6 protein-coding genes are annotated in these 6,056 nt (G+C 72.0%); 1 reads left to right on the top strand and 5 read right to left on the bottom strand.

What is annotated here, in order from left to right; genetic code table 11:
* Positions 1 to 163: 163 nt before the first annotated feature.
* Positions 164 to 1,489 carry an FAD-dependent monooxygenase gene (locus tag AB0C26_RS45165; protein ID WP_360261202.1) on the top strand — a complete coding sequence of 442 codons (1,326 nt, stop codon included), beginning with the start codon at positions 164 to 166 and terminating at the stop codon, positions 1,487 to 1,489.
* A gap of 58 nt (positions 1,490 to 1,547) precedes the next feature.
* Here the strand turns inward: AB0C26_RS45165 and AB0C26_RS45160 are convergent, their stop codons facing one another.
* The 5 genes from AB0C26_RS45160 to AB0C26_RS45140 are packed head-to-tail and all read right to left on the bottom strand — an operon-like array spanning position 1,548 to position 6,018.
* Entirely contained in the window at positions 1,548 to 2,717 is a 1,170-nt protein-coding gene (locus AB0C26_RS45160) for an ABC transporter substrate-binding protein (protein WP_360261200.1), read from the bottom strand.
* A gap of 29 nt (positions 2,718 to 2,746) precedes the next feature.
* Positions 2,747 to 3,463, bottom strand: a complete 717-nt coding sequence (locus tag AB0C26_RS45155; protein WP_360261206.1) for an ABC transporter ATP-binding protein — start codon at positions 3,461 to 3,463, stop codon at positions 2,747 to 2,749.
* A 7-nt stretch (positions 3,464 to 3,470) separates the two neighbouring features.
* Positions 3,471 to 4,184 (bottom strand): ABC transporter ATP-binding protein, encoded by a 714-nt coding sequence (locus tag AB0C26_RS45150; RefSeq protein WP_360261198.1) that lies wholly within the window; start codon positions 4,182 to 4,184, stop codon positions 3,471 to 3,473.
* Positions 4,181 to 5,149: a branched-chain amino acid ABC transporter permease gene (locus AB0C26_RS45145; RefSeq protein WP_360261196.1), complete on the bottom strand. Its 969-nt coding sequence runs from the start codon at positions 5,147 to 5,149 to the stop codon at positions 4,181 to 4,183. Before AB0C26_RS45145 ends, AB0C26_RS45150 begins: the two co-directional genes overlap by 4 nt.
* The gene (locus AB0C26_RS45140; RefSeq protein ID WP_360261194.1) at positions 5,146 to 6,018 is read right to left on the bottom strand and encodes a branched-chain amino acid ABC transporter permease; all 873 of its coding nucleotides are present in this window, start codon (positions 6,016 to 6,018) and stop codon (positions 5,146 to 5,148) included. Before AB0C26_RS45140 ends, AB0C26_RS45145 begins: the two co-directional genes overlap by 4 nt.
* Positions 6,019 to 6,056: the final 38 nt, after the last annotated feature.

Raw genomic sequence — 6,056 nt, 5'->3', positions numbered from 1 at the left:
GGGGATCCGGCGTACGCCTGACGACTTGAGAGAGGCCATCACTTTCCTGAATCGGCAGACGGGCCAGGCGGGCAGGAGTTCACACCGAACCCGCGGGACACGAACACGTAGTGGTAGCTGAACAGGTGTCCGTCGCAACACTCACGGAAGACAAGGTTTTGGTGTGACCGAATCCGAGACCCGCCCTGGCCGCCACGCGGTCGTCATCGGCGGCAGCGTGGCGGGGCTTCTCGCGGCCCGCGCGGTGAGCGCCACGTTCGAGCGGGTGACGGTCCTCGACCGTGACGCGCTCCCGGCCGAGCCGGTCGCCCGGCGCGGCGTTCCGCAGGGCCGGCACGTGCACGGCGTCACCGCGCGCGGCGCCGCCGGTCTGGAGAGCTTGTTCCCCGGAATCCTCGACGAGCTGATCGCGGCCGGGGCGCCCCGGGCCGACGCGCTGTACGACTATCACTACTACCTCGACGGGCACAAGCTCGCCCGGGGGACGGCGGACACCCCGAACTACCTCGTCACCAGGCCGCTGATCGAAGGCCTGATCCGCCGGCGGGTGAGCTCACTGGAGAACGTCACCGTCGTCGACTCGACCGAGGCGCTCGGTCTGCTCACCGCGGACGGCCGGATCACCGGCGTACGGGCGCGGGCCGTGGCCGGGCACGACCCCGAGCGCGACATCGAGGCGGATCTGGTCATCGACGCGGCCGGCCGTGGCTCGCGCGCGGTGACCTGGCTGGCGGATCTGGGCTACCCCACTCCGGACGAGACCGTCGTACGGACGAACGTGGTCTATGTGACCAGGCACTTCCAGCAGGCCTCGGGCCAGCCGGGCGGACGGCACGCCGTCGTGTCGGGCGCGTACCCGGCGAACCCCCGCAGCGGCGCCGCCGTACGCCAGGAGAACGGCCAGATCGCCGTGTTCCTGGCCGGCATCCTCGGTGACGAGCCGCCCACCGACGACGAGGGCATGCTCGCCTTCGCGTCCACATTGGCCGCCCCCGAGATCGCTGAGGTGCTGGGTACGGCCACCCCCCTCGACGAGGCGGCCAAGATGCGCAACCCGGCCAGCTCCCTGCGGCACTTCGAGAAGCTCGACCGCTACCTCGACGGCTACCTGGTAGTCGGCGACGCGATGGGCAACTTCAACCCGCTCTACGGCCAGGGCATCACGGTGGCCGTGCTCGAGGCCGAGCTTCTGGAGTCGCTGCTGGCGAGCGGGCTCGACCGGCTGGCCCCGCGCTACTTCGCCGGGGCGGCCCGGGTGCTGGCTGAGCCGTGGGCCCTGGCCGCGGGCAGCGACCTGCGATTCCCCGGCGTCGAGGGGGAGCGGGACCCCCAGCAGGAGCAGGCCGGGCAGTACCTGGATCTGCTGCGGGCCACGGCCGCAACCGACGCGCGGGTCGGCGCGGCCTTCCTGCGGGTGGCGAACATGCTCGACCCGATCACGGCGCTGTTCGACCCGGCGCTGGCCGCGCGGGTGCGGCAGACGGCCTGACGACAGCGCCTCGAACGCCCCTGGACCCGAGCAGACGCTCGAGTCCAGGGGCGTTCGGTCAGTCGGCCAGGACCCAGCGGTTCTTCTGTACGGTGAGGATGCCGAGCGCGGCCGGCTGCAGGCCGGAGTGCTCCTCGGGGCTGAACTTCAGCGGCCCGCTGATGCCGTCGATCTGCCCCTTCTCGAGCTCGTCACGGATCTTCTGCGAGTCGGTGCCCTGAGCTCGGCCCACCGCGTCGACGATGGACTGCAGAGCGTCGGCGGCGAAGGACGCGAAGCCCGAGTATTCGCCGTTGGCCTTCTGATAGGCCTCGACCCAGGCCTTGCGGTCCTTGCCGGCCGGTGTGGCGGTGTCGATGTCGTCGGTGGCCAGGACCCGGGGGAACACCATGTTGGTGCCCTCGGCGGCGGCCCCGGCGCCCTTGATGAACAGCTCGGCGCCCGCGCCCGCGTCCAGATAGATCTGGCCGGCGTACCGGGCGTCACGCAGCGCCTTGACCACGGTGCCGGCGGCCGGGGAGACGGCCCAGACGACCACCGCCTGCGGCTTGGCCGCCACGACCTTGGAGACCTGGACCGTCACGCTCGTGTCGGCCTGGCCGAACTGCTCGGCTGCCACGACGCTGATCCCGGCCTTGCCGGCCGCCTCGGTCACCGACTTCCGGCCGTCCTGGCCGTAGACGTTGTTGACGGAGATGAGCCCGATCTTGCCGAGCTTCTTGCGCTTGAGCTCGTCGACGATGACGGTGGCGTCCTGGGCCGGGTTCGGCGAGATCTTGAACAGGTACGTCCGCTCGGACACCGGGTTGGTCAGGGCGCTGGCCGACGCGAGCGCGATGGCCGGCACCTTGTTCTCGGTGATCGTGGGCAGGGCGGCCAGGCCGCAGGCGCTGCATCCGCCGAGGATCAGGGCGTTCGCGTGCTCGTTCTTGATGAGCGCGTTGACGTTGGTGACCGACGTGTTGTTGTCCGTACGGTTGTCGCGCACGACGACCTTGAGCTTGCGGCCACCGAGCGCCCCGGTCTCGTTGAGCTGAGCGGCCTTGAGTTCGAGCGCCTTCTGGTACGCGGTGCCGATCGACGCCGTGGGCCCGGACAGCTCCAGGCTGGCGCCGACGACGATCTCGTCCGCGCCGGAACCGGCCGGCTTCTCGTCCGCGGCGCAGCCGGCCACGGTGGCCAGGACGGCGGCGGTCAGAGTGAGCGGCAGGACGCCTCGTAGTCGCACTTTGTGGTTCTCCTAGCTAGCGGTGTGATTCACCCGGCGGCCGGATCGGCCCCGAGATATGCCGAGCGCACGCGCGCGTCGCCGCGCAGCATCGCGCTCGGCCCGGATGTGGTGATGCGCCCGCGTTCCATCAGGTAGCCGCGGTCGGCCACCCGGAAGGCGACCGCGGCGTTCTGCTCGACGAGCAGCACGCCGGCCTCCGCTCCGGCCAGCCCGGCGATGATGGTCTCGACCTCGCTCACGACGAGCGGGGCCAGCCCGAGCGAAGGCTCGTCGAGCAGGATGACCGCCGGCGCGGACATCAGCGCCCGGCCGATCGCGAGCATCTGCTGCTCGCCGCCGCTCAACGTGCCGGCGGTCTGCCGGCGCCGCTCGGCCAGGCGAGGGAAGCGGGCGTAAACCTCGGCGACAGCGGCGGTGACCGCTCGACGGGGCCGGCCGTATCCGCCGAGGAGCAGGTTGTCGTGGACCGACAGGGGAGCGAAGACGTGACGGCCCTCCGGCACCAGGGAAACGCCCGCCCGGTGGCGCCACGGCACCGGGCGGCCGGTGATGTCCCGGCCGCGCAGCAGCACCTGTCCCCTGGTCGGCCGGATCAGACCGGCCACCGTTTTGAGCAGCGTGGTCTTGCCGGCGCCGTTACGGCCGATCAGGCAGACCACCTCACCCGCCCCGACGGTGAGATCGACGCCGTGCAGGACCTCGATCCGGCCGTAGCCCGCGGCCAGGCCGGATAGTCGCAGCAGGCCGGGGTCAGGCATCGCCGTCCCCCAGATAGGCACGCCGGACCTCCGGATCGGCGGCCACCGCGGCCGGCGGGCCGTCGGCCAGCAGCCGGCCGCGGTCGAGCACCAGGACGCGGTCGCTGATCCGCAGGACGCTCGGCACGTCGTGTTCGACCAGCAGCAGAGTGGTCCCGTCGTCGCGCAGCCGGGCGAACAGGTCCAGCAGTTCGTCGCCCTCGCTGGCGGGCAGCCCGGCGAGCGGCTCGTCCAGCAGGATGACGCGCGGGTCGAGGGCGAGGGCACGGGCCAGCTCCAGGCGGCGCTGTTCGCCGTACGAGAGCTCGCCTGGGTACCGATCCTCGGCGCCGGCCAGGCCGACGTCGGCCAGCAGGGCGAGCGCTCGCTTGCGGCCGCGCCGCCGGGCCCCGTACGGCGTCAGCAGGTGTTCGAGGACCGGGAGCGAGCCGAACAATCGCAGGTTCTGGAAGGTGCGGGTCAGCCCGGCGCGGGCGATTCGATGCGCCGGCAGCACAGTCAGCTCGTTCCCGTCGAGCACGGCCCGCCCGCGGGTGGGCCGTACGACCCCGGACAGCACGTTGACAAAGGTGGTCTTGCCGGCACCGTTGGCGCCGATCAGCCCGACCACCCCACCGGTGTCGTGCCGCAGCGACACCCCGTCGATCGCCGTCACGCCGCCGAAGCGCACGGTGAGGTTCTGAATCTCCAGCTCCGCGTACGTCATCGGGTGCCGCCTCCCCGGCGGCGCAGCGCGGCCGGCAGCCCGGCGAGCCCGCGCGGCAGCAGCAACAGACTCAGGACCAGGACGATTCCGTACGCGGTGAGCTCGGCCCCCGCTCCGGAGCCGGGCAACCGTCCCCGCACCACCTCGGTCAGCGTGACCACGGTGAAGGCACCGAGCGGGGCGCCCCACACGCTTTCCCGGCCGCCGACGGTGATGATGATCAGCAACTGCACCGAGTTGAGCAGTCCCAGCATGCTGGGGTCCACGTAGCGGAACCAGTGGGCATAGCCACTGCCGGCTATCGACGCGAGCACCGCCGACACCACGAACGCGGTGCGCCGCAGGGCGGCGATGTCGATGCCGGCCGCCGCCGCGGCCACCGGGCTGTCTCCGGCCGCGGTGAGCGCCGAGCCGAGCTGTGAACGGACGAGCAGGTGTACGGCAACCGTGCCGGCCACCAGCAGACCGGCGTACAGCCAGTAGAGAGGAAGATCGTCGGTGAGGCGGGCGCCGAAGAAGTGGAAGGGCGGCAGACCGCTGATACCGGCGTTGCGGCCGGTGGCCGGAAGCTCGTTGACCACGGCGGCCAGGGCCAGTCCGAAGGCGAGCGTGGCCAGCGACAGATAGTGGCCCTGGGCCCGGAATATGACCGTGCCGAGCGCCCACGCCACCGCGGCGGCCAGGGCGGCACCGGCGAGCAGGCCCCACCACGGGCCGAGGCCGAGCCGGGTGCTCAACAGCGCCGACGTGTAGCCGCCGATGCCGTAGAACGCCGCCTGTCCGATCGAGACCTGCCGAGCCAGGCCGGTCAGCGGGACGAGGCCGAGCGCGCCGATGGCCAGCAGCACCATCAGCACTGCGGTCGACATCGTGTAGAACGGCACCCGGGTGAAGACGGCCGGTACCAGCATCAGCCCGGCGGCGAAGGCCGGATAGCCGGCGTACGGGCGCAGGCGGGCGATCACACGCGCTCCCGGACCGCCGCGACCAGCAGGCCGCCCGGTCGTACCAGCAGCACGGCGACGAGCAGGCCGTACACGATGGCGTCGCGGTAGCCGCTGCTGACCACGCCGGTCACCACGGCCTCGACCACACCGACCAGCAGGCCGCCGGCGATGGCGCCCAGCGGAGAGGTCAGCCCGCCCAGTACGGCCGCGGTGAAGCCCTTGAGCCCCAGCGGAACCCCGGCCGTGGCGTCCGGCGGCTGGATGGGCGCCAGCACGATGCCGCCGATGGCGGCCAGCACGGCCGCGATCAGCAGGGCGAGCAGGCCGGTCCGCAATGGAGCGACGCCCATGAGGCGGGCGGTCTCCCGGTCGGCCGCGAGGGCCCGCATGGCCCGGCCCGCTTGCGACCGGGTCAGCAGCGCCCACACGGCGGTGGCGGCGGCGGCCGCCACCGCCGCACACCACAGGTATTGGGCCGAGATGCTGATCCCGAACGCCTGGAACTGATGGTCGCCGCCGAACGATCCCGCGAAGTGCTGGTCGGCGCCGAAGACGAGCAGGGCCAGCCCTTGGATCAGAATGGAAGCGCCGATCGTCAGCACGATGAGCCGGTCGTGCCCGGCGTCGCGGGCCGGCGAGAGCACGAACAGGTGCAGCGCCGCCCCGCAGCCGGCGGTGACGGTGAGGGCGAGCGCGGCCGCCGCCACGGGGTGAGCCCCGGACTCGACGGCGACCGCGTAGGTGAGCCCGCCCAGCATGACGAAGTCACCCTGAGCGAAGTTGATGATGCCGCTGACCTGATAGACGAGGGCGATGCCGAGCCCGATCACGGCGTAGGTGCTGCCGGTGGCCAGGCCGACCAGCACGTATCCGAGCACCTGCTCCACCGGTTCACCTCCGTCCTGGCGGCTCTGTCACCGCTTCA

Source organism: Actinoplanes sp. NPDC048796, assembly GCF_040650035.1.
Taxonomy (GTDB): domain Bacteria; phylum Actinomycetota; class Actinomycetes; order Mycobacteriales; family Micromonosporaceae; genus Actinoplanes.
Note: the sequence above shows the minus strand (reverse complement) of the source record. Positions and strands in the feature narration are given on the sequence as shown.

Bases quoted from the DNA above. Each gene is read 5' to 3' on its own strand.
- AB0C26_RS45150 (WP_360261198.1), bottom strand. From the start codon at position 4,184: ATGACGTACGCGGAGCTGGAGATTCAGAACCTCACCGTGCGCTTCGGC.